The organism is Gemella sp. GH3 (assembly GCF_013415425.1).
In the GTDB taxonomy this organism is placed as follows: domain Bacteria; phylum Bacillota; class Bacilli; order Staphylococcales; family Gemellaceae; genus Gemelliphila.
In genome coordinates this window covers 1-625 of the sequence record NZ_JACBYC010000172.1, presented here as the reverse complement: position 1 = coordinate 625, position 625 = coordinate 1, and the positions used below count along the sequence as shown (strand labels likewise).

Here is a 625-nt window from a genome sequence, read left to right as displayed (position 1 = left end):
GTACTTCTTCTGTACCGTCAATTGGTAAGTTTGGATCGAACTCATCTTTATGACCTTGTGGTACTTCTTCTCCACCGAATTGTGTGATTTCATCTACTGGTTCTTTTGTTACTTCTGTTGTTGGTTCACCTTCGCCTACTTTTTCTCCCGTTAATGGATTAATTGTTGTTGGCGTTGTTGTTGTTTTCTCTCCAGTTTGTCCTTCTTGCGTTACTTTCTCTTCACCTGGTTTTAAGTATGGATTGAACTCACGTTTTTTCTCGAATGGTATTTCTTCTTTAGTAACCTCTGGTTCGCCTGCTTTTGGACCATGTTTTGTGACATCGTCAACCGGAGGTGTTACCACTTTACCTGTTTCTGGGTTCTTAATGCCTGGTTTACCTGGTACTTCTTCTGTACCGTCAATTGGTAAGTTTGGATCGAACTCATCTTTATGACCTTGTGGTACTTCTTCAGGTGCAAAGTGTACAATCTCGTCAACTGGATTTTTTGTAACTTCTGTTGTTGGTTCACCACGTTCAACTACATCTCCTGTATCAGGGTCAACTTTAGTTGGTGTAGTTGTTGTTTTCTCTCCATCTTCACCTTTTTGTACAATCACATCAGGTGAGCCTGGTTCTAGAGT

1 protein-coding gene is annotated in these 625 nt (G+C 40.8%); it reads right to left on the bottom strand.

The window, feature by feature from the left end:
- A partial coding sequence (locus HZY83_RS06690; protein ID WP_179943279.1) for a G5 domain-containing protein occupies window positions 1-625 on the bottom strand: 625 nt, incomplete at both ends.